3 protein-coding genes are annotated in these 3659 nt (G+C 64.8%); all 3 read right to left on the bottom strand.

Features of this window, described 5'->3' with window-relative positions:
• The coding region (locus D4Q51_RS00120) for an electron transfer flavoprotein subunit alpha/FixB family protein (RefSeq protein WP_120075330.1) at positions 1 to 905 on the bottom strand (905 nt) is incomplete at its 3' end.
• 115 nt (positions 906 to 1020) lie between these two features.
• The gene (locus D4Q51_RS00115; protein ID WP_120075328.1) at positions 1021 to 1767 is read right to left on the bottom strand and encodes an electron transfer flavoprotein subunit beta/FixA family protein; all 747 of its coding nucleotides are present in this window, start codon (positions 1765 to 1767) and stop codon (positions 1021 to 1023) included.
• 17 nt (positions 1768 to 1784) lie between these two features.
• Positions 1785 to 3659 (bottom strand): ATP-binding protein (locus D4Q51_RS00110; RefSeq protein WP_120075325.1); only part of this gene is annotated, 1875 nt, incomplete at its 5' end.

The following is a 3659-nucleotide window of genomic DNA, read 5'->3' as shown; positions in this document are numbered from 1 at the left end:
GTCAGTTCCGGCACGGCGTTGAACAGGTCTGCCACGAGGCCGATGTCCGCCACCTGGAAGATGGGGGCGTCGGGGTCCTTGTTGATGGCGACGATGACCTTGGAGTCTTTCATGCCGGCAAGGTGCTGGATCGCGCCCGAGATGCCGATGGCGATGTAGACTTCGGGCGCCACGATCTTGCCGGTCTGGCCGACCTGGTAATCGTTGGGCACGTAGCCTGCGTCCACCGCAGCGCGCGATGCGCCGATGGCGGCGCCCAGCTTGTCTGCCAGCGGGGTGATATACTGCTCGAACGTCTCGCCGTCCTTCAGCGCGCGGCCGCCCGATACGACGATGCCTGCGCTGGTGAGCTCGGGACGGTCGCTCTTCACCGCGTCCAGCTTCACGAACTGCGAGATACCCGCATCGCCGGGGCCGCTCGCGGCTTCCACGCTGGCGCTGCCGCCTTCTGCCTCAGCCTTGTCGAAGGCCGTGGTGCGAACGGTGATCACCAGCTTGGGATCGCTCGACTCGACCGTGGCGATGGCGTTGCCGGCATAGATCGGGCGGGTGAAGGTCCTGGGGCCTTCCACGCTGATGATGTCGCTGACCTGCATCACGTCGAGCAGCGCGGCAACGCGGGGCAGCACGTTCTTGCCGGTGGTGGTGGCAGGGGCCAGCACGGCGTCATAGCCGTCCATGAGGCCGGCAATCAGCGGGGCGAGGTTCTCGGCAAGACCGTTGGCATAGGCGGCATCGTCCGCCACCAGCACCTTCTCGACACCGGCGATGGCAGCATGCGCATCGCCAGCGGCGGTGGTGAGCACGTGCACCGGGCCGCCGAGCGCGGCAGCGGCGGTGATGGTGGCGAGGGTGGCATCGGCGACAGCGTCGCCGTGGGGTTCAGCAAATACGAGTGCGGTCATTTCATCTAACCTCTCATTCCGTTCGCCCTGAGCCTGTCGAAGGGCTGTCCTTCTCTCAGCGCGACGTTCAAAAACAAAAGCAGTCCTTCGACAGGCTCAGGACGCTCTGCGCGACTTACGCCACTCCGAGCGCTTTGAGCTTCGCGACCAGCGCGTCCACATCTTCAACGATCTCGCCAGCCTGGCGGACCGGCGGCTCGGAGACGTTGGTGGTGGTGAGGCGCGGGGCCACGTCGACGCCGTAATCGGCAGGCGTCTTGGTATCCAGCGGCTTCTTCTTCGCCTTCATGATATTGGGCAGCGATGCATAGCGCGGCTCGTTCAGGCGAAGGTCGGTGGTGACGATGGCGGGCAGCGTCAGCCTCACCGTTTCGAGACCGCCGTCGACTTCACGGGTGACGGACACGGCATCGCCGTCGATCTCCACCTTGCTGGCGAAGGTGCCCTGCGGGCGCTCCATCAGCGCGGCGAGCATCTGCCCGGTCTGGTTGGAATCGTCGTCGATAGCCTGCTTGCCCAGCATCACGATGCCCGGCTCTTCCTCGGCGGCAATAGCCTTCAGGATCTTGGCGACGGCCAGCGGCTCGACCTGCTCATCCGTCTCGACCAGGATCGCGCGGTCCGCGCCCATGGCGAGCGCGGTGCGCAGCGTTTCCTGCGCCTTGGCCGGGCCGATCGACACCGCGATCACTTCCTCGGCCTTGCCCGCTTCCTTCAGCCGCAGAGCTTCTTCCACCGCGATCTCGTCGAACGGGTTCATGCTCATCTTGACGTTGGCAAGATCGACGCCCGATCCGTCGCTCTTCACGCGCGGCTTCACGTTGTAATCAATCACCCGCTTCACGGGCACGAGAATTTTCATGGCAGGTATTTCCCTCTCTACTCCAGTTCGAGGATCACCGCATCGACCACCAGGGTCTCGCCTTCTTCGGCGTTGATGCTGGCGACAGTGCCGCTCTTTTCGGCGCGCAGGATGTTTTCCATTTTCATGGCTTCCACCGTGGCGAGCGGCTGGCCGGTCTCGACCTGCTCCCCCTCGCCCACGTGCAGCTTCACCAGTAGACCCGGCATCGGGCACAGCAGCATCTTCGACGTGTCCGGCGGCTGCTTCTCGATCATGTGTCCAACATGCTCTGCCAGCCGCGCCGGAAGCGCGCGCACGGTGTAAGTCCGGCCGTGGGTGTTGATTGCCCAGTTCGGGCCCTTGCGCGTGACGCTGAGGCCCAGCGTCGGACCATCGGGCTGCGTGGCGGTGGCGGTGCGCTGCCCCGGTTGCCAGTCGCAGTGCCCTTCCACCTTGTGCCCGTCGACCATCGCATGGCCATCACCCAGCGTCACCGTATGATCCACGCCATCGACGCGCACGATCCAGGCGGGCGTGACAGGCAGAGGGCCGTCCAGTTGCCCGCTGATCTGCCGCTGGCGCGCCTGGTGGGTGAACTCGATGCCCGCCCCGATTGCCGCGATCACGCGCAGGCGCTCCTCGCTCGTCGCCGCGCCCTCGAAGCCATCGGGATACTCCTCGGCGATGAACCCGGTGGTGAGATTGCCGGAGCGGAAGCGCGGGTGCTGCATCAGGGCGGAGAGGAAGTCGACATTGTGGCCAAGCCCTTCCAGTTCCACCGCGTCCAGCGCCGCAATCTGAAGGTCTGCCGCCTCGTCGCGCGTCCTGCCCCATGTCACCAGCTTGGCGATCATCGGATCGTAGAAGATCGACACCTCGCCGCCTTCCTGCACACCTGAATCGAACCGCACACCGTCCACACCGCGAAGGTCGCCCGCCCACGGCTCGACCGGGGTGGCATAGCGCACCAGTCGCCCGGTGCTGGGCAAGAAGCCGCGATAGGGGTCTTCGGCATAGATGCGGTTTTCGATCGCCCAGCCGTCGATGCCGATATCGTCCTGGCTCATCGGCAGCTTTTCGTCCGCCGCCACGCGGATCATGTATTCCACCAGATCAATACCGGTGATGGCTTCGGTGACGGGATGCTCCACTTGAAGTCGGGTATTCATTTCGAGGAAGTAGAAGCTCTCCCCCGTCGGGTCCGCGCCCGACACGATCAGTTCCACCGTCCCTGCCGAGTGATAGCCCACGGCCTTGCTGAGAGCGACGGCCTGCTCGCCCATCTTGCGGCGCATTTCGGGCGTGACGAAGGGCGACGGCGCTTCTTCCACCACCTTCTGATGGCGACGCTGGATAGAGCACTCGCGCTCATTCAGATACAGCACCGTGCCGTGCTTGTCGCCCAGCACCTGTATCTCGATATGGCGCGGGTCCTCGATGAACTTCTCGATGAACACGCGGTCGTCACCGAAGGAGTTGAGGCCCTCGCGCTTGGTCGCCTCGAACCCTTCCTCCACGTCCTTGTCGTTCCATGCAAGCCGCATGCCCTTGCCGCCGCCGCCTGCGCTGGCCTTCATCATCACCGGATAGCCGATTTCGTTGGAGACTTTCAGCGCCTCTTGCGTCGTATCGATGGCATCTTCGGAGCCGGGCACGGTGTTGACGCCCGCCTGCTTGGCCAGCTTCTTGGACTCGATCTTGTCGCCCATCGCGGCAATCGCGCTGGCTGGCGGGCCAATGAAGGCGATGTTCTCCGCCTCCAGCGCCTCGACGAAACTGGCGCGTTCGGAGAGGAAGCCATAGCCCGGATGCACCGCCTCGACCCCGGTCTGCTTGCAGGCGGCGATGATCTTGTCGGCGAGCAGGTAGCTCTCATTGGCAGGTGGCGGCCCGATGTGGACGGCCTCGTC

This window comes from Aurantiacibacter odishensis (genome assembly GCF_003605195.1).
Lineage (GTDB): Bacteria > Pseudomonadota > Alphaproteobacteria > Sphingomonadales > Sphingomonadaceae > Alteraurantiacibacter > Alteraurantiacibacter odishensis.
The sequence above is the reverse complement of the archived record's forward strand: the minus strand, read 5'-3'. Positions and strand labels throughout refer to the sequence as shown.